13 protein-coding genes and 1 pseudogene are annotated in these 18,527 nt (G+C 67.5%); 6 read left to right on the top strand and 8 right to left on the bottom strand.

Annotation, left to right across the window (positions count from 1 at the left end; all coding sequences use genetic code 11):
* Positions 1-193 precede the first annotated feature (193 nt).
* Positions 194-967, bottom strand: coding sequence for a putative hydro-lyase (locus BUB20358_RS01065; RefSeq protein WP_006766835.1), 774 nt, complete (start codon positions 965-967; stop codon positions 194-196).
* Between the two features lie 212 nt (positions 968-1,179).
* On the opposite strand from BUB20358_RS01065, the gene BUB20358_RS01060 reads away from it, so the two are divergent.
* A complete protein-coding gene (locus tag BUB20358_RS01060; protein ID WP_006766834.1) occupies positions 1,180-2,112 on the top strand; it encodes a LysR family transcriptional regulator in 933 nt (310 codons plus the stop codon).
* A gap of 133 nt (positions 2,113-2,245) precedes the next feature.
* Here BUB20358_RS01060 and BUB20358_RS01055 read toward each other — a convergent pair whose 3' ends face one another.
* From BUB20358_RS01055 to BUB20358_RS01040, 4 genes are read right to left on the bottom strand one after another with little or no spacing between them, the layout of a single operon-like run.
* Positions 2,246-3,220, bottom strand: a complete 975-nt coding sequence (locus BUB20358_RS01055; RefSeq protein ID WP_035974929.1) for a YkgJ family cysteine cluster protein — start codon at positions 3,218-3,220, stop codon at positions 2,246-2,248.
* The gene (locus tag BUB20358_RS01050; protein WP_045552331.1) at positions 3,214-3,987 is read right to left on the bottom strand and encodes a MetQ/NlpA family lipoprotein; all 774 of its coding nucleotides are present in this window, start codon (positions 3,985-3,987) and stop codon (positions 3,214-3,216) included. Before BUB20358_RS01050 ends, BUB20358_RS01055 begins: the two co-directional genes overlap by 7 nt.
* Positions 3,988-4,034: 47 nt before the next feature.
* Positions 4,035-5,084 (bottom strand): formylglycine-generating enzyme family protein, encoded by a 1,050-nt coding sequence (locus BUB20358_RS01045; RefSeq protein WP_006766831.1) that lies wholly within the window; start codon positions 5,082-5,084, stop codon positions 4,035-4,037.
* Between the two features lie 10 nt (positions 5,085-5,094).
* Positions 5,095-7,041, bottom strand: coding sequence for an arylsulfatase (locus BUB20358_RS01040; protein ID WP_006766830.1), 1,947 nt, complete (start codon positions 7,039-7,041; stop codon positions 5,095-5,097).
* 581 nt (positions 7,042-7,622) lie between these two features.
* Here BUB20358_RS01040 and BUB20358_RS01035 point away from each other — a divergent pair.
* Together BUB20358_RS01035 and BUB20358_RS01030 are read left to right on the top strand one after the other, a co-directional pair.
* Positions 7,623-9,263 carry a ShlB/FhaC/HecB family hemolysin secretion/activation protein gene (locus BUB20358_RS01035; RefSeq protein ID WP_243408555.1) on the top strand — a complete coding sequence of 547 codons (1,641 nt, stop codon included), beginning with the start codon at positions 7,623-7,625 and terminating at the stop codon, positions 9,261-9,263.
* Between the two features lie 129 nt (positions 9,264-9,392).
* Positions 9,393-11,237 carry a filamentous hemagglutinin N-terminal domain-containing protein gene (locus BUB20358_RS01030; RefSeq protein WP_108623498.1) on the top strand — a complete coding sequence of 615 codons (1,845 nt, stop codon included), beginning with the start codon at positions 9,393-9,395 and terminating at the stop codon, positions 11,235-11,237.
* A 148-nt stretch (positions 11,238-11,385) separates the two neighbouring features.
* Here the strand turns inward: BUB20358_RS01030 and BUB20358_RS01025 are convergent.
* From BUB20358_RS01025 to BUB20358_RS01015, 3 genes and pseudogenes are all read right to left on the bottom strand, one after another.
* Positions 11,386-12,690 (bottom strand): annotated as a pseudogene (locus BUB20358_RS01025) (MFS transporter).
* A gap of 386 nt (positions 12,691-13,076) precedes the next feature.
* Positions 13,077-13,859: an ABC transporter substrate-binding protein gene (locus BUB20358_RS01020; RefSeq protein WP_006766826.1), complete on the bottom strand. Its 783-nt coding sequence runs from the start codon at positions 13,857-13,859 to the stop codon at positions 13,077-13,079.
* A 55-nt stretch (positions 13,860-13,914) separates the two neighbouring features.
* Positions 13,915-15,039 (bottom strand): M20 aminoacylase family protein, encoded by a 1,125-nt coding sequence (locus BUB20358_RS01015; protein WP_045552332.1) that lies wholly within the window; start codon positions 15,037-15,039, stop codon positions 13,915-13,917.
* 184 nt (positions 15,040-15,223) lie between these two features.
* On the opposite strand from BUB20358_RS01015, the gene BUB20358_RS01010 reads away from it, so the two are divergent.
* The 3 genes from BUB20358_RS01010 to groL all read left to right on the top strand — a co-directional run bounded on the left by BUB20358_RS01010 (position 15,224) and on the right by groL (position 18,288).
* Positions 15,224-16,183, top strand: a complete 960-nt coding sequence (locus BUB20358_RS01010) for a LysR substrate-binding domain-containing protein (RefSeq protein ID WP_006766825.1) — start codon at positions 15,224-15,226, stop codon at positions 16,181-16,183.
* 160 nt (positions 16,184-16,343) lie between these two features.
* On the top strand, positions 16,344-16,634 hold the full coding sequence (locus BUB20358_RS01005; protein WP_035974923.1) for a co-chaperone GroES: 291 nt from the start codon (positions 16,344-16,346) through the stop codon (positions 16,632-16,634).
* A gap of 13 nt (positions 16,635-16,647) precedes the next feature.
* Complete coding sequence (gene groL / locus BUB20358_RS01000; protein WP_006766822.1) at positions 16,648-18,288, top strand: chaperonin GroEL; 1,641 nt, start codon at positions 16,648-16,650, stop codon at positions 18,286-18,288.
* Positions 18,289-18,527: the final 239 nt, after the last annotated feature.

The following is an 18,527-nucleotide window of genomic DNA, read 5'->3' as shown; positions in this document are numbered from 1 at the left end:
CGTGCCGGTGGTGCGTGCGGTGCCGCCGCGGCTCGCGCGCCGCACCGGTTCGGGTTTTCGCGCGCGCGGCCGTGGAGCCGCGGATGCGCGCCGCCCTCCGGCCGGGCGGATCGTCACGGGTCGCGGCACGCTGCCGCGACCGGTACCAGACCGACGGCCGCGCGGGCCGCCGGCGTCGCGTCGGACCGGATCGTCAGAACACGGCCAGCGACGCGTTCGTGATGTCGGTCATTAGCATGTAGCCGGGCGTATGCGCGATCGCGATCGGCAGCTTCGCTTCCATCAGGGCGGTTTGCGGCGTCACGCCGCACGCCCAGAACACCGGCAGCTCGCCGTCGCGGATCGTCACCGCATCGCCGAAATCGGGGGCGCCGAGATCGGCGATGCCGAGCTCCTCCGGATGCCCGATATGGATCGGCGCGCCGTGCACGCCCGGAAACCGGCTCGTGATCTGCACCGCGCGGATCGCGTCCGCGCCGCGCATCGGCCGCATCGACACGACGAGCTGCCCGCCGAAAATGCCCGCGCGGCGGTTCGCGATCGACGTGCGGTACATCGGCACGTTGCGCCCTTCCTCGACGTGGCGCAGCCCGATCCCTTCGCGTGCGAGCATGTCCTCGAACGAGAACGAGCAGCCGATCGCAAACACGACGAAATCGTCGCGCCACAGCGCTTCGATCGATTCGACGCGTTCGGTCAGGCGCCCGTCGCGGTATACGTTGTAGCTCGGCACGTCGGTGCGGATGTCGAGATCGTCGCCGAGCACGTCGAGCCGGAATGCGCCGGGTTCGCCGACGCCGAGCAGCGGACACGCTTTCGGATTCGCCTGGCAAAAGCGCAGGAAATCGTGCGCGTACGCATCGGGCAGGATCGCGAGGTTCGCTTGCGCGAACGGGCCGCAATGGCCGGCGGTGGGAGCGCGGAATGCGCCGCGGCGTACGGACTGGCGGAATTCGGAAGGCGTCATGGCGTTCAGCGTGTTCGTTGCAGATGAAGATGTCGGCTGGATGACGGCGTCGCGTCATCGGATACGGCGAAGAATAGAAAAGAAAAAATTTCGTCGCCAACGAGTTTTTTTGCGCGCCGTGTATAGAATTTCTTAACGGAACTTCGGGTTTTCCCCGGTCCCGTTCAGTTTTCGTAGTGGGAAGCTTCAGGTCCACCGTCTCGCTCGCCGCCATGAACACACGCTTCCTCGAAACCTTCGTCACGCTCGCGAAGCTGCGCAACTTCCGTACGACGGCCGCCGCGCTGCATGCGACGCCGGCCGCGATATCGCAGCGCCTGAAGGCGCTCGAAGACGAACTGCAGACGGTGCTCGTCGATCGCGACAGCCGCGAATTCCGGCTCACGCCGAACGGCGAATATCTGCTCGGCTATGCGAAGGCCGTCGTCGAGGCGACGCACGAGCTGCAGGCCGCCGCGTCCGGCGAAAGCGCGCTGCGCGGCAAGCTGCGGCTCGGCGTGATCGAGACCGTCGTGCACAGCTGGCTGCCGCACTATCTGCGCCGCCTTGCGGCCGACTATCCGCAGCTCGAGGTCGACCTGACCGTCGACGTGAGCGTCGTGCTGCAGCGCCGGCTGATGGCCGGCGAACTCGACCTGATCATTCGCGTGGAGGGCAGCGACGAGACGTCGGTCGTCTGCGATGCGCTCGCGAACTATCCGGTGCGCTGGATCGCGCGTGCGGGGCTGCTGCCGAATACGCGCTCGGGGCTCGCGCGGCAGGTGCTGCGTCAGCCGATCCTCACTTACGGACGCGGCACCGCGCCGCATCGCGCGCTCGAGGACATCGTGCGCACGCTCGCGCACGCGCACGGCGTGCCGCTGTCGGAGACGCGCATCACCGGCTCGCCGTCGATCTCGGTGATCGTGCAGCTCGTGCGCGACGGCTTCGGCGTGGCGGCGATTCCGGTGCTGTTCGTCGATGCGCTGATCGACAGCGGCGAAGTGGTCGAGCTGCCGCTGCAGCCGTCGCCGCCGTCGATCGTCGTGTCGATGTCGCGTCGCGCGGATGCGCCGAGGTTCGTGCACGGCGCGTCGATCGCCGCGCGCGCCGCGTGTCACGAGTATTGCGAACGGAGTCAGCGGCGATTGGTGGAAGCGCTGTGACGTCGGGGAAGGTGGCGATCGGCGATGGGTGGGTAACGCGGTGTGGGCGCTTTCTCTGCGTCCGCGCACGTTGCGAGACGAACGAAATCACACGAAGCGCAACGCACGCGCCATACGTCGCGCGCACTGGGCGTCACACAGCGGGGCCTTTCACATCGAGCCACGCATCGATACGCGCCGCGTCGGCTCGACGTTCCGCCGCTGCATCCGGCATCGCGCCGAACGCAGCGCGCGCCCGTCCTAGCGCGTGCGCGAAGCCGCGCAGCTCGCGTGTCGTCGGCCGGTCTTCCAGACGCCGCCGTGCGAGCGCCGCTTCGATACACGTATCGATCAACTCGAGCTGCGCGTCGATGAACGCGGTGCACAGCGCGCGGCAATGCGCTGAAATCGCGGCGACGGCGACCAGCACCGGCACGATCGACATCGTGAGATAGCCGCCGGGCGGCACACGCGACAACGCTTCGCTAACCTGCGCCCCGCCGTCGATCAGCGATGCAAAAACCGCATCGCGCCATACCGCACGTTCGAACACGAGCGCATCGCGAAACGCGTCGAGCGCCGCGCGGTCGACGACCTGCCCGCTCTTCACCAGCGGTATCGCCGAGGGTGCCTCGACGAACGTCGCATCCTGTTGCGCATCGACTATGCAATCCGCGCCGAGCCACATAGCGTCGTCGCGCCGCGCGGCCAGCACGCGAGCCTGCAAGCGGTCGGGCAGCATCGGATCGAGCGGCACCGCGCCGCAGATCGACGGCTTGTCCGCGTGCACGCTGCAGCGGCCGTCGTCGGCGAGTGCCGCACACCGGCCGAGCGACGGATAGTCGTAGCCCTGCAGCGTCAATGCGATCCATTCATCGCCCATTCCGGCCGCGCGGTGAAACAGGCTGTGCGCGAGCGCATCGGCTGCAACGACGTCGTCGGCGTCGAGCACGTGCTCGCGGCTGCCGACGCGCGAGCGTTCACCGATCCGCCGCTTCGGCACGCGACGTATCGCCAACGCGCCGACGAAGCGGTGCCGATGCCGAAACAGTTCGCGCAGCGACAGCGTCGGTGCGCTGTTGCAGCAGCGTCCGCACGCATGGCATGCAAGGCGGTAGTCGTCTACCACGGCCGCCGCACCGAATCGCGATAGCGCGTGAGAATGAAATGCGCGACGTCGTCCGAGTGGTACGCGGCGATCAGTTGCGCGACCCACGGCTTCGCGCGATCGGCATCGCGCACGGTCAGCACGTTCGCATACGGCGAACGTGCATCTTCGATGCCGATGCTGTCGCGCGCCGGCTCGAGCCCGGCGCGCGCGGCGGTGTCGCTGTCCATCGCGACGAACGCGGCCGAATCGAGCGCACCGTAAAGACGATCGCGATGCAGCGCAACGAACTTCAATCCGAGCCGATTGCCGGTGACGTCGCGCAACGTCGCACGCAGCCCGGCGCGCTCGCGCAGCGTGACCAGCGTGTCGTTCTGCAGCAGCACGAGCGCACGCGCCATCCCGCGCGGATCGGCCGGAATCGCGACCGTCGCGCCGGGCCGCAGTTCGTTCAGGTTCTTCAGCTTGCGCGAGTAAAGCGCCATCGGCAGCATGACGGTCGGCGCGACTGCGCTCAGCGCGTAGCGTTCGTTCGCGCGCGTCGCAGCGAGCTGCTGCGCATCCTCGAAGCTCGCCGCATCGATCCGTCCGCCGGCGAGCGCCGCATCGATGCGCGACGCGTCGTCGAATTCGACGACTTCGACACGCAGCCCGCGCGCGGCCGCCACGCGTTTCACTTCGTCGAAAATCTGCGCGTGTACGCCGCGCGTGACGCCGACGCGTACCGCCGGCGTGCCGACGTCGACGCCCGCGCCCGCTGCAAGCGGCGTCGCGCAAGCATGCGCGATCGCGCCCGCGACGATCAGAAGCGCAGCGACCCGGCGCAGCACGGACGTCACGACGCGTCCCTCAAGATCGTCCGGAAGCCGATGTGCGAAGCGCCGAGATCGGCCTCCTGTCGTTCGCGCGACGACGCGCGATAGCGCACGCAGTAGTCGCGCGAGCACAGGAACGAACCGCCCTTGATGACCATCGGCGTGTCGTGCGCGTGCGTCGGCGGCGCGACGGCCGCGGTGTCGCCGTTCGTGTGCGATTGGTGCGGACCGGTGTACGGATCCTTCGTCCATTCCCATGCGTTGCCGATCATGTCGTACAGCCGGAACCCGTTCGCCGCGTAGCAGCCGACCGGCGCGAGGCCTGCGTGGCCGTCCTCGGCGGTGTCGAGCACCGGGAACGCACCCTGCCAGTAGTTCGCGGCCGGCTTGCCGTGTGCGTCGCGCGGCGCCGCGTCGAGCGAGGCGTCGTCGCGGCCGGCCTTGCCCGCGTATTCCCATTCGGCTTCGGTCGGCAGATCGCGGCCGAGCCAGCGCGCGTACGCAAGCGCATCGCGCTGCGTGACGAGCGTGACGGGCAGGTTGCCGAGCCCGTCGACGCTGCTGCCGCGGCCGCGCGGATGACGCCACGACGCGCCGTCGACCCACGTCCACCATGCGAGATCGCGCAGGTTCAGTTCGTCGCGCGTCGGCACATGAAACACCGCTGCGCCGCCCTGCCGCTCGGCGTCGGTCACGTAGCCGGTCGCGTGCACGAACGCGGCGAACTGCGCGATCGTCACGTCGGTCTGGTCGATCCAGAAGCCGCCGACGCGCGTGCGACCGTCGCCGGCCGGCCGCTCGTCCGGATAGCCGCGCGTGCTGCCGAACACGAACGCGCCGCCGCGCAGATGCACCATGCCGGCCTTCGGATCGTCGCGCCAGTTCGCCGGCAGCCCCGAATAGCGCGCGCACTGCCGCTCGGAACCCAGCGGCGCAAGCGGGCGGCCGCGATTCGCGTCGTCGAACGCATCGGCCGCCGACGCGGACGAGTTCGCATAGCCGGCCGCGAACGCCGCCGCAAACAGCGCGGCCGCGAGCGCCGCGCCGATCGTCCAGGAGCGAAGCCGCATCGCGCCGGCCTCAGTAGTAGCCGCGCGGACGCAGCGGCTCGACGCCGCCGACGTTGCTCATATACGTCTTCCATTGCTCGACGAGCGTCTGAATCACCGACGGATTCTGCGCGGACACGTCGGTCGTCTCGCCGCGGTCCGACGCGAGGTCGTACAGCTGCCAGTGTCCGTCGAGCGGCCCGAGCGGCGGTTCGGTCCACAGTGCCTTCCAGCGGCCGTCGGCGCTGCGCAGGTACGCGCGACCGTATGCTTCGTCGCCGAACGGCGCCGTATGTACTTCGCCGGTCGCGGCACCCGTGAGCACGGGCAGCAGCGACTGCCCCGTGACCGGATACACGTAGCGGTTGCCGTAGACGACCTTGCCCTTGTTCTGGTCGACGCCCGTCAGCGTGTTGACGAGCGGCGGCGCCGGCTGCGACGGCGGCGTCACGTCCGCGACCGCGAGGAACGTCGCCGTGTTGTCGGTCACGTGCGTGAATGCGCGCAACGCCGGCAGCTGCCGCGTCTGTCCGGGCAGCCGCACGATCGTCGGCGTCGATACGCCGCCTTCGGCCGAATAGCCCTTCGTGAGCCGGAACGGCGTCGCGCTCACTTCGGCCCAGCGCAGGCCGTACTGCAGCCGCTGCGCGTTCTGCTTGCCGTTGTCGGTGCCGAGCGCCGAATACGTCGGCTCCTGTGCATTCGCGGTGTCGGTCGCCGTCGGGTCCGCTCCCGAATCGATCGGCCAGCCTTCCGCGCCGTTGTCCGACTGGAACATGATGAACGTGTTGTCGTATTCGCCGATGTCCTTCAAATGCTGGATCAGCAGGCCGATGTTGTAGTCGAGGTTCTCGACCATCCCCGCGTAGATCTCCATGTAGCGCGCCTGCGCCTTGCGCTCGGCGGGTGTGAGGCTCGCCCACAGCTTGTCGACCTTGCCGGCGCCGTAGTCGACGTAGCCGTCGGCCGCCGAATGCACGGCGCTCACGTACTTCGCGTTCGCGGTGCCGTTGTTCGTCGTGGCCGGCGATGCGGTCGTCGTCTCGGGCAGACCGTCGAACGGCTTGAAGTCCGCGGGAATCAGCCCGAGCGCCTTCTGCCGCGCGATCCGCGCATTGCGGATCGCGTCGTAGCCGGCGTCGTAGACGCCCGCGTACTTGTGCAGCCACGGGTCCGGCACCTGCAGCGGCCAGTGCGGCGACGTGTACGCCGCATACGCGAAGAACGGCTTGCCGTCCTGCCGGTTCGCGTCGATGTACGAGATCAGCTTCTGCGTATAGAAGTCGGTCGAATAAAACACGGCCGGGCTGCCGCCGGCGCCGCCCGGCTGACCGGGCTGGCCCGGCTGCACGTAGCGGCCGTCTTCCGTGTAGTTGGTCGAGCCGGCCGGCTCGTGCGCGAAGTGATTCGTCGCCGCGCCGCCGAGCAGCACGTAGCTGCGCTCGAAGCCCCATTGATCCGGCGTCTGTCCGCTGCCCGTCGCGCTGCCGACGATCCCCGAGCCGATGTGCCACTTGCCCGCGATGTACGTGTGATAGCCGGCGTCCTTCAGCAGCTGCGCGACCGACAGCGCGCGATCGTTCAGATAGCCTTCGTAGCCGGGCAGCCCGCGCCGCTCGTCGGTCGGCACGCCCATCGTTCCTTCGCCGACGAGATGGTGATCGGTGCCCGAGATCAGCATCGCGCGCGTGATCGCGCACACGGTGCCGGTGTGGTGATTCGACAGGATGCGGCCCGATGCGACCAGCGCGTCGAGGTTCGGGGTGCTGATCTCGCCGCCGAACGCGTGGATGTCGGAATAGCCGAGATCGTCGGCCATGATGTACAGGATGTTCGGCCGTTTCGCCGGCGTCGCGGACGCCTGCGGCGGCGCATCGCCGTCCACGCCGCCGCACGACGCAAGCGACAGCGCAGCGGCGGCCGCCGCGCCGACGACGCGCAGGCGGAACGGAATCGAACGTGACGCGGACGTGCTCATGCTGGGCTCATCTGTTCTATGGGAGCGGCGATGGTAGCGCCCGGCGTGCCGCGCCCAAAGTCCGAATCGTCACAAGCAAACAGGCCGGAAGAATATCGGGATAGCGCGGACGCCGACGTCGGCGGTGCGCGGTCGATGTCGGACCGCGTACTCGATTGCCGTAGGCAACGCATCCCGGCACAGCGCGAACGGCGGATTCGGATTCACATTCGAACGTGCTCTATTGAATTTCGTTTTCGGTTCGAACAATACCTATTGTTCACGCCCCTCCATTTATGCCAGCAACCCAATAAAGATCAGCAATAGTCACAAAAAGACAGTCGACGACGACTTAAACACAGACGAGATAATTTGGATAAAAACAACATATCGGCTGGACAATAAATCTCGATTTGATCAACTTAAACATTCATATTCAACAAGTTACCAATAAACCAACCGCTATCCCATTATAACGACCACATCAAAATAAAAAGCGCAATATAAAATCGCCGCACCTCAATCAGCGGTTCCACCCGATCATGCGCAATTCGAATTGCGCAGTGCGAGCAATATGCGCTGCCGCATTATTGTTGCGCTGCATGCCGTCCTTCGCCCAGGGCAATCGTCCGCTCCCGTCGGTAACCGACGCGGCGCGTCATCAAGAACAGCAGATCGATCATTCGCAGCGACAGGCCGCGCCGGCGGCCGACACGTTGTCCGCGCGGCCGCCGCGCGCGTCGGATCCGCTCGTGCTGCCGACCGAGTCGCCGTGCTTCGACGTTCATGCCGTCGAATGGCGGCATGCCGAAGCGTTTCCGTGGCTGCCGCGCGAGGCGGCGCTCGAGCACGCGTGCGTCGGTCCGCAAGGATTGCGCGCGCTTCGCGACTGGGTCACGCGGCGGCTGATCGCACGCGGCTACGTCACATCCGCGGCGACCATTCCGGAACAGGATCTGTCGACCGGCCGGCTCGTCGTCGAAATCCTGCCGGGCCGCATCGGCGCGATTCGCGACGAGCGCGGCCGCATCGGCTGGCCGGCACCGCTGTTTCCGCATCATTCGCACGGGCTGTTGAACGTGCGCGATCTCGACCAGGCGCTCGAGAACGCGCGGCGGCTGCCCGGCCAGAGCGCGACCGCGTTCGACCTCGTACCGGGCGCCGCGCTCGGCGACACCGACATCCTGATCCGGCATCCGGACGCCGCACGTCGCGTGCGGTTCATCGCGACCGCCGACAACGCAGGGCTCGATTCGACCGGCCGCAACCAGCTCGGCGCGATCGTCGCCGTCGATTCGCCGCTGCATCTGTACGACCAGCTCGTCGTCACTTACAACACCGACGCCGCGTTCCACGACAAGTCGCTCGGCTCGCAAGCGAAAAGCGCCGCGTGGAACGTGCCGATCGGCTACGCGTCGGTGTCGCTGGGCGTCAGCGAATGGACGTCGCGGCAAACGCTGCCCGTCGACCTGCCGGGCTTCACGATGCCGCCGCTCGAACAACGCACGCGCCGCTACGACGCCGGGCTCGCATTCGTCCCGTATCGCACGAGCCACGGCAAGACCACGCTGCGCTTTCAGCTGTCGCGCCGCCAGGATCGAAGCTGGCTCGGCCCGACCGAGCTCGACGTGTATCGGCGCGACATCGTCGCGTACGACGTCGGCGTCGCACATCGCGAGAAGCTCGCGAACGGGTCGGTCGACGCGGGCATCGGCATGCGCGGCAGCGTCGCGGGCCTCAGCGCGCATCCCGGCCGCGTCAACGATCGGCGTGCATGGGACGGCCGCTACCGGATCGTCACCGCGACGCTCGGCACCGATGCGCGCTTCCGGGTCGGTACGCGCCGCTTCGGCTATCGCGGCACGTTCCGGCTTCAGCACGCACCGGGCACCGCGCCCTCCACCGAATTCATGCAGATCGGCGGCCGCTACACGGTGCGCGGATTCGACGGCAACAGCACGCTCGCCGGTGCGGGCGGCTGGACCTGGCGCAACGAGCTCGCGACGGGCGCGTTCGGCGCAGCCGAAGTCTATGCGGCGGTCGATGCGGGTCAAGTGTGGGGCGCCGGCGCGTCGGAGGGCGCGGGGCGGAACGGACGCACGCTCGTCGGCGCCGCGCTCGGCGTGCGCGGCGACTACAAGCTGCTCGGCTACGGCGTCGCGCTCGGCGTGCCGTTGCGCAAGCCGGCATCGCTGCAAACCGCGGCGGTCGCGCTCGATCTGTCGTTGACCGCCCGTTTCTGAATGCGCGCACGCGTGCGCATCTGTCGTTCGTCTTTCTTGGAGGAAAACGTCATGTAAATCGCCACCGACGCGCGGCCGATCGTCATGACGGCGCGCACCGCCTTTCATCAATAACCCATAGGGAAGACCATGAAACATATCGCCCAACCACACCGTCACGCAGTCAAGCCGGACGCGCGTCGTGCGCTCGTCGCCGCGATCGCGTGCGCGATGCCGCTGTTCGCCGCACAGGCCGCGCACGCGCAGGCCGCACCGCTCGTCGTCGATCCTTCGGCGGCGAACCGCCCGACGCTCGCGAATGCCGCGAACGGCACGCCGATCGTCAATATCACCGCGCCGGACGGCGCCGGCATTTCGCATAACCGCTTCACCGAGTACAACGTGAATCCGGCCGGCCTCGTGCTGAACAACAGCGCGTCGGGCGCCAACACGCAGCTCGCCGGCCACATCGACGGCAACACGCTGCTCGGCGGCTCGCCGGCGTCGGTCATCCTCAATCAGGTGACGGGCGCGAACGCGTCGGTGCTCGCCGGTGCGACGGAAGTCGCCGGGCAAAACGCGCGCGTGATCGTCGCGAACCCGAACGGGATCAGCGTCAACGGCGGCAGCTTCATCAACGCGAACCGCGTGTCGCTGGTCGCCGGCACGACGGAATTCAACGACGACGGCACGATCCGGAAGTTCCGGACCGACAACGGCCGCCTGTCGATCGACGGCGCCGGTCTCGACGCACGCAACGTCGATCAGCTCGACCTGATTGCCCGCACGCTCGAGGTCAACGCGAAACTGCAGGCGCAGAAGGTCGCGGCCGTCGCGCTGCGCGGCACCGCCAATGTCGAACAGATACAAAGCGGCAACTTTTCTTTCAGCAGTCAGACGCAGGGCGCGGTGCCGGACGTCGCGATCGACGTGTCGAAGCTCGGCAGCATGCATGCCAACTCGATCACGATGTACGGCACGGCTGCGGGCGTCGGCGTGAACGTTGCAGGCCAGGTCGACGCAGTGACGGGCAACATTTCGGTGTCGGGAAGCGGGCTCGTGCGCGTTCAGGACGGCGGCAGCGTGTCGGGCGGCAGTGTGTCGGTCAACGGCAATCTCGACAATGCAGGCACCGTGACCGCGCGCAATTCGCTCAGTTCGATGGGCGGCGTGAACAACGCGGCGACGGGCCGGATCGAAAGCGCCGGCTCGCTGTCGTCGATGGGCCGCGTGCGCAACGCGGGCGTGCTGCACGCGGACGGCCCGATGAGCTTGATGGGTTCGCTGGTGAACGAACGCGGCGGTCGGATCAGCAGTTACGGCAAGATCAGTCAAATGGGTCTTGTGAAGAACGTCGGCGAGATCATCGAGCACATGAAGCGGCCGGAAGTGACGCCGCCTGTCGTCGTTGCAGAAAAGCCCGCGCAGCCGGAAGTGTCGACGCCGGTCGCGACCAAGCCGGCTGAACCGACTCCGCCTGTTGTCGTCGCAGAAAAGCCCGCTCAGCCGGAAGTCTCAACGCCGGTCGCGACCAAGCCGGCCGAACCGACTCCGCCTGTCGTCGTCGCGGAAAAGCCCGCTGAGCCGGAAGTCTCGACGCCGGTCGCAACCAAACCGGCTGAACCGACTCCGCCTGTCGTCGTCGCAGAAAAGCCCGCTGAGCCGGAAGTCTCGACGCCGGTCGCAACCAAACCGGCTGAACCGGCTCCGCCTGTCGTCGTCGCCGAGAAACCGGCTCGTCCGCCGGTCGCCATTACGCCGCTGCCGCCGATGATGGTGTTCCCGCCCATCTTCGTGTCCGGCTTCGTGCCGGTCTTCGTACCGCCGATCGCGATCGCGCCGATCCAGCCGATGCCGCCGTTCGGGTTCCGGCCATTCCGGCCGTACCGGCCGGCCGGCTTGCCGTCGTTCGCGTTCTCGCCGTTCGACATAGTGCCGTCGCTGAAGATGTTCACGCCATCGGGCATGGGCCTGTCGTTCGCGTCGAGGTTCTGATCATCGCGCACAGGTCGGCGGCCGAACGCTGACCGCGATTCGCATCGAATCGCCCGCGCCCGGCGCACGTCGTTCAACGCGCGCCGGGCGCTTTACATCGTGCGTTCGTCGGTCGCGACATCGGCGGTCTCATCGCGACGGCGCTGCGTCACGCCCGCCGGGCCGCAATCGGCATCGCGCGCCGCGATGCGATCCGCAGCCCGAGCACGCCGCCGGCCAGCAGCGCGACCGCGACGAGCAGCAGCGCGAGATCGTACGAATGCGTGACGTCCTTGATCCGCCCCATCACCGGCGGCAACGCAAGCCCCGCGATATTCGCGACCGCGTTGATCAACGCGATCGATGCGGCGGCCGTGAGCCCCGACACGTATTCGGTCGTCACCGCCCAGAACACCGGCGTCGCCGCCCAGTTGAACCCGACCGCGAGCACCAGCAACGCCTATGCGACGGGCAGCACGTGTACGTAGATCGCGCCGGTCAGCAGCGCGCCGGCGAGCAGCATCGGCACGCCGAGATGCAGCGCGCGTTCGCCGCCGAGATCCGAATGACGGCCGTTCGCGTACATCGCGACGCATGCGAACAGGAACGGCAACGCGGACAGGCTGCCGACCGCGAAACTCGATTGTCCGGACAGGCTCTTGACCAGCAACGGCAGAAACAGCGTGAGGCCGATCGTGCCGAACGCCTGCAGCAGCCAGAACGCTGCGAGCGCCCACACGGTCCGGTCGCCGAACGCGCGGCGCAGCGCAACGCCGTGCGACAGGTGTTCGCGCGGCGCGTCGTCGCGCAGCGTCGCCTCGAGCCACGCGCGCTCGTCGGCCGGCAGCCAGCGTGCGTGCGCGGGCGTATCGGGCAGCGTGCGCAGCACGACGAAACCGAGCAGCAGCGCCGGCACGCCTTCGAGCAGGAACAGCCAGCGCCAGCCCTCGACGCCGAACGTGCCGTTCAGATTCAGCAGCGCGCCCGATAGCGGAAGACCGATCACCGACGCGAGCGTCGCGCCGATATAGAAGAACGACATCGCGCGTGCGCGATCGCTCGCCGGATACCACGCGGACAGGTAATAGATGATGCCCGGCGTGAACCCCGCCTCGGCCGCGCCGAGCAGCAGACGCATCGCGTACAGCTGGCCGGGCGTCTGCACGGCGCTCATCGCCGCGGCCACCGCACCCCACGTGATCATGATCCGCGCGATCCAGCGGCGCGCGCCCACACGTGCAAGGAACAGGTTGCTCGGCACCTCGAACAGGATGTACGTCACGTAGAACAGCCCGGCGCCGAGCCCGTACATCTGCGCGCTAAGCCCGAGATCGGCGTTCATCTGCAGCGCGGCGACGGAGATGTTCGAGCGGTCGATATACGCGACCAGATACAGCAGCATCAGGAACGGAATCAGACGCAGGTTCAGCCGCCGCATCGTCGCGGCGTGCAACTGCGTGGCGGCAGCGGGCATCGGCGTGTCTCCTGGATCGTATCGTCGACGCGCACGTATCGGCACGTCGGACTGCATCGCCGCGCCGGTGTTGCGCGGCGTCGTTCGATGCAGTCTAGGAGTCACTGAAAAAGCGCGTCAATCGACGGGATTTCGTCTCGATATGTGAGACGTTCGCACGCTCGCATTGCTGCCGTGTCGATCCGATCGGACGCGATGCCGCATCGCATCGTCGCACGCATCGTTCGTCGCTCCGATATCGATGCCGAACCGCTCGCATCGCCTCCGTGCGCGGACCGAACGATGATCCGGACAACACGCGGCCGGCATCGCGACGACGGCCGATTCGAGTCCACGTTCGTGTGCTGCAACCGACGTGCCGACGCCCGCAGCAGCGCCCCCGACGCCTATTTCGCACCGTAGACGTCGAAGTCGAAATACTTGCGGTTGATCCGCTCGTACGTGCCGTTCGCGAGAATCGTCGCGAGCGCGCGATTGAACGCTTCGCGCAGCTCGCCGTCCTGCTTGCGCAGGCCGAGGCCGTCGCCCTGCCCGAAATACTTCGCGTCGTCGATCGGCGCGCCCACGAACGTGAAGTCCTTGCCCTGCGGCTTCTTCAGGAAGCCGTCGCTGGCCGCGATCGACGCCTGGAACGCCGCGTCGAGGCGCCCGGTGACGAGATCGGCGTACACGAGCTCCTGATTCTGGTACGACACGATCTGCGCGCCGGCCGGCTGCCAGTTCGCGATCGCGTAGTCGGCCTGCGCGGAGCCCTGCTCGACGCCGACGCGCTTGCCTTTCAGCGACGCCGCGCTCGGCAGCAGCGGCGAGCCTTTGCGTGCGATCAGCCGCGCGGGCGCATTCGAGATCCGGTTCGTGAACGCGATCTGCTGCATCCGCTTCGGCGTGATCGTCATCGACGATGCGATCACGTCGAACTTGCGCGCGAGCAGCCCCGGAATCATCCCGTCGAAGCTCGACTCGACCCACACGCAACGCGCACGCAGTTGCGCGCACAACGCGTTCGTGATGTCGACGCCGAAGCCGGTCAGCGTACCGTCGGGCAGCTTGTATTCGAGCGGTGGATAAGTCGGATCGACCGCGACGCGAATCTCCTTGCCCGTCCAGTCGCCGGCATGCGCGGTGCCTGCCGCCAGCGTGAGCGCAAGCGTTGCCATCCACTGTTTCATTGCGTGTGTCCTCCTGAGAGTCGTACGAGTCGTGATGGGAAATCGTGCGGCCGCATCATCCGAGGTAGCGCTCGGCCAGCGCGATCCAGTAGCTCGCGCCGATCGCGATGCATGCGTCGTTGAAGTCGTAGCCGGAATGATGCAGCCCGCAAGCCGCGGCGCCGTCGCCGTTGCCGATCGACAGGTAGCTGCCGGGACACGCCTGCAGCATGAACGCGAAATCCTCGCTCGCCGCGATCGGCCGCAGATGCGCGATCAGCGCATCGTCGCCGCCCCATTCGCGCGCGACGTCGCGTGCAAACGCCGTTTCGGCCGGATGGTTGACGAGCACCGGATAGCCGTGCCGATAGTCGATCTCGGCCGTCGCGCCGTAGCTCGCGGCCTGTCCGTGCACGATCTCGCGGATGCGCGTTTCGAGCAGCGTGCGCACGTCCGGCGACAGCGCGCGCACGCTGAGTTCGAGTTCCGCGTATGAAGGGATCACGTTCGACGCGGTGCCCGCATGGATCGAGCCGGCCGTGACGATCGCGAGCTCCTGCGGGTTCACGTTGCGCGACACGACCGTCTGCAGTGCCATCACGATCGATGCGCATACAACGACCGGATCGATCGTCGTGTGCGGTGCCGCGCCGTGCCCGCCGCGTCCGGTCACGCGCACGCGCACGTCGTCGGCCGACGCCATCGCGGGGCCGTCGCAGAAGCCGAGCACGCCGGCCGGCAGCCCCGGCACGTTGTGCATCGCGAACACCGCATCGCACGGAAACTGCTCGAACAGCCCGTCGTCGATCATCCGCTTCGCGCCGCCGCGCCCTTCCTCGGCCGGCTGAAAAATCACGTTCAGCGTGCCGTCGAAACGCGCGCGCTCGGCAATGCAACGCGCGGCCGCGAGCAGCATCGCCGTGTGTCCGTCGTGCCCGCACGCGTGCATCACGCCATCGCGGCGGCTCGCATGCGGCAGCCCCGTCGTCTCGCGGATCGGCAGCGCGTCCATATCCGCGCGCAGCCCGAGCCGCCGCGGGCCGGCGCCGCGCGACAGCGTGCCAACCACGCCCGTGCCGCCGAGGCCGCGCGTGACCCGATAACCCCACGTTGTCAGGCAAGACGCGACGAGCTCGCTCGTCGCGTATTCCTCGAAGCCGAGTTCCGGATGGGCGTGCAGCTGCCGGCGGAGCGCGATCATCTCGGCCTCGATCGCCGCCATTTCCGGTGCAATGCGTGTTCGCTCCAATGTCGATCCCTCTCCGTGCGTGTTCGTTGCCGGCCGCCGAAATGACGGTACGTGGCGGGATCGTATGCAGCGAAAATCCCGGCGAACAGCCGCCGTTTCGTTATGATGACAACCTTTGGTTGTCGGGTATCGCACGATGAGCAACATGAAGCTGCATCAACTGCAGGCGCTCGTCGCGAGCGCGGAAGCGGGCAGCATCCGCGGCGCGGCGCGCACGCTCGGGCTGTCGCAGGCGGCCGTCACGCGCGCGCTTCGCGAACTGGAGGCGAGCGAACGCCTGCCGCTGCTCGTGCGCGCACCGGAAGGGATCGGCTTCACCGAATACGGAAAGACGCTGCTCACGCACGCGAAGCTGGTGCTGAAGCAGCTCGAGCACGCGCAGAGCGATCTCGAACGGATGCGCGGCCGCGTCGAAGGCCGGCTGAGCGTCGGCGTCACGCCGTGGCTTACCGTCACGTTCCTCGCCGAAACGGTGCTGCGGTTTCGCGAGCGGATGCCCGACGTGCGCCTCGAACTCTACGAAGCGCTGATGGCCGTCGCGCAGCCGCTGTTGCGCGACGGCAGCATGGATTTCGCGCTCGGCCACCTGCAGCCCGGCAGCACGCAGGAATTCGCGTTCGAGCCGATGCTGCGCTACGACACGTCGGTGATGGTGCGCGCGGGCCATCCGCGCGAACGCGCGCGATCGCTGCACGACCTGCTCGACGACGACTGGGTGCTGACTTTCGCGGCCGACGGACAGGCCGCGCTCGTCGACTACCTGTTCACGCGCCACGGCGCGCGGATCGACGAGCGCCGCATCGTGCGCGCGCAATCGGTCGCGATGCTGCACACGATGCTCGAGCAGGCCGACATGTGCACGTGGTGCCCGACGATTCTCGCCGCGGTGCCGCCGTTCGGCGGCCGGATGCGCGCGCTCGCGCTGAAGGAAACGTTCGAGCCGCGCGACCTCGGCATCGTCACGCGCCGCGCGGGCACGCTGAGCGACGCCGCGCGCTGCTTCATCGACTGCCTGCTGCACGTGATCCGCCGGCATGCGCGCTCGGCGCGCCGCGACGACGTCGCGCTGTTCAGCACCGTGTCGCTGCTGATCTGATACGCGGCGCCGCTCGCCCGCATCGTTCGTCCAAAGCGCGTCCGCGCAAATGCTTTTCCGAATCCGTTATTGGATCGCGTCGCAGCCCGTTCCTATACTCGTCAGCACTCTCCGCTGCAGAGTGCCAATCAACTTCGACCGTACAGGACAGGACCGACAGATGAGCCTACGCCCCTTGCACGACCGGGTCATCGTGAAGCGACTCGATCAGGAAACCACCACCGCTTCGGGCATCGTGATTCCCGACAGCGCCGCCGAAAAACCCGACCAGGGCGAAGTGATCGCGGTCGGCCCCGGCCGCAAGGACGCGGACGGCCAGCGCATCGTGCCCGACCTGAAGGTCGGCGAACGCGTGCTGTTCGGCAAGTACGCGGGCCAGGCGGTCAAGGTCGACGGCAGCGAATTCCTCGTGCTGCGCGAGGAAGACGTCGTCGCGGTCGTCAATCAATAACGGGAGCGCAATCATGGCAGCAAAGGAAATCACGTTCAGCGACGTCGCGCGCGCGAAGCTCACCGAAGGCGTGAACGTTCTCGCGAATGCGGTGAAGGTCACGCTCGGGCCGAAGGGCCGCAACGTCGTACTCGAACGCAGCTTCGGCGCGCCCGTCGTCACGAAGGACGGCGTGTCGGTCGCGAAGGAAATCGGGCTCGCCGACAAGCTGCAGAACATCGGCGCGCAGCTCGTGAAGGAAGTCGCGTCGCGCACCAGCGACGCGGCCGGCGACGGCACGACCACCGCGACCGTGCTCGCGCAGGCGATCGTGCGCGAAGGCCAGAAGTACGTCGCGGCCGGGCTCAATCCGCTCGACCTGAAGCGCGGGATCGACAAGGCCGTCGCAGCTGCCGTCGACGAGCTGAAGAAGATCAGCAAGCCGACCACGACGAGCAAGGAAATCGCGCAGGTCGCGACGATCTCCGCGAACGGCGAGGAATCGATCGGCCAGCGCATCGCCGAAGCGATCGATCGCGTCGGCAAGGAAGGCGTGATCACCGTCGAAGACGGCAAGTCGCTCGCCGACGAGCTCGACGTCGTCGAAGGGCTGCAGTTCGATCGCGGCTACCTGTCGCCGTACTTCATCAACAATCCGGACAAGCAGATCGCCGAGATCGAAAACCCTTACATCCTGCTGCACGACAAGAAGATCTCGAACATCCGCGACCTGCTGCCGGTGCTCGAACAGGTCGCGAAGTCGGGCCGGCCGCTGCTGATCGTCGCGGAAGACGTCGAAGGCGAAGCGCTCGCGACGCTGGTCGTCAACAACATCCGCGGGATCCTGAAGACGGTCGCGGTGAAGGCGCCGGGCTTCGGCGACCGCCGCAAGGCGCTGCTCGAGGACATCGCGATCCTGACCGGCGGACAGGTGATCGCCGAGGAAACGGGCCTCACGCTCGAGAAGGCGACGCTCGCCGAACTCGGCCAGGCGAAGCGCATCGAGGTCGGCAAGGAGAACACGACCGTGATCGACGGCGCGGGCGATGCGAAGAACATCGAAGCGCGCGTGAAGCAGATTCGCGTGCAGATCGACGAAGCGACGTCGGACTACGATCGCGAGAAGCTGCAGGAGCGCGTCGCGAAACTCGCGGGCGGCGTCGCGGTGATCAAGGTCGGCGGCGCGACCGAGATCGAGGTGAAGGAGAAGAAGGACCGCGTCGACGATGCGCTGCATGCGACGCGCGCGGCGGTCGAGGAAGGCATCGTGCCGGGCGGCGGCGTCGCGCTGATCCGCGTGCGGCACGCGATCCGCGATCTGAAGGGCGCGAACGCCGATCAGGACGCCGGCATCAAGATCGTGCTGCGCGCGCTCGAGGAACCGTTGCGCCAGATCGTCACGAATGCGGGCGAAGAAGCGAGCGTCGTCGTCGCGAAGGTCGCGGAAGGCAGCGGCAACTTCGGCTACAACGCGCAGACCGGCGAATACGGCGACCTCGTCGAATCGGGCGTGCTCGATCCGACGAAGGTCACGCGCACCGCGCTGCAGAACGCGGCGTCGGTTGCCGGGCTGCTGCTGACCACCGACGCGACGGTGTTCGACGCGCCGAAGGACGCAGCGCCGTCCGCGGCGCCGGGTGCGCCCGGTGCGGGCGGGCCGGGGTTCGATTTCTGACAAGCAGCGCGGCATGCCAACGCATCGACCCTGCCCGAGCGCATAAGCCGGCGAACAGCGCGGAGCGTCACGGATCGTTCCGCGCTGCGCTATCACGACGCTATTGCAAGCGGGCCGACGGCGAGACCGACGCCGTCGATCGGCACATCGAAAATACACATATCGATCCGCTGCGTGCAGAAGAAATTCCGAATCGGATTCGTGCAATGCGACTACGCAGTCGCGTTGCGTTCGGTCGT

Origin of the sequence: Burkholderia dolosa (genome assembly GCF_902499135.1) — a bacterium.
Classification (GTDB): domain Bacteria; phylum Pseudomonadota; class Gammaproteobacteria; order Burkholderiales; family Burkholderiaceae; genus Burkholderia; species Burkholderia dolosa.
Note: the sequence above shows the minus strand (reverse complement) of the source record. Positions and strands in the feature narration are given on the sequence as shown.